General features: G+C 44.6%; 1 protein-coding gene. It reads left to right on the top strand.

The window, feature by feature from the left end; all coding sequences use genetic code 11:
- A partial coding sequence (locus NHF50_RS15610) for an Ig-like domain-containing protein (RefSeq protein WP_252777364.1) occupies positions 1–278 on the top strand: 278 nt, incomplete at both ends.

Genomic DNA, 278 nt, shown 5'->3' with positions numbered 1-278 from the left:
TTGTGTGATACCGCAACGGTAACAGTAGTAGTAAATCCGGTAAACGATGCGCCGGTAGCAACTAACGACAATGCAACAACCAATGAAGATACGCCTGTAATTATTGACGTAACAGCTAACGATACAGATACAGACGGAACGATCGATCCTACCACGGTAGTGGTAACGGTAAATCCATCAAACGGAACGGTAACGGTAGATCCTGTAACGGGAGAAGTGACCTATACTCCGAATCCGGATTATTTCGGAACGGATACTTTCGAATATCAGGTATGTGA

It is taken from the genome of Flavobacterium sp. NRK F10 (genome assembly GCF_024054235.1).
Lineage (GTDB): Bacteria > Bacteroidota > Bacteroidia > Flavobacteriales > Flavobacteriaceae > Flavobacterium > Flavobacterium sediminis.
The sequence above is the reverse complement of the archived record's forward strand: the minus strand, read 5'-3'. Positions and strand labels throughout refer to the sequence as shown.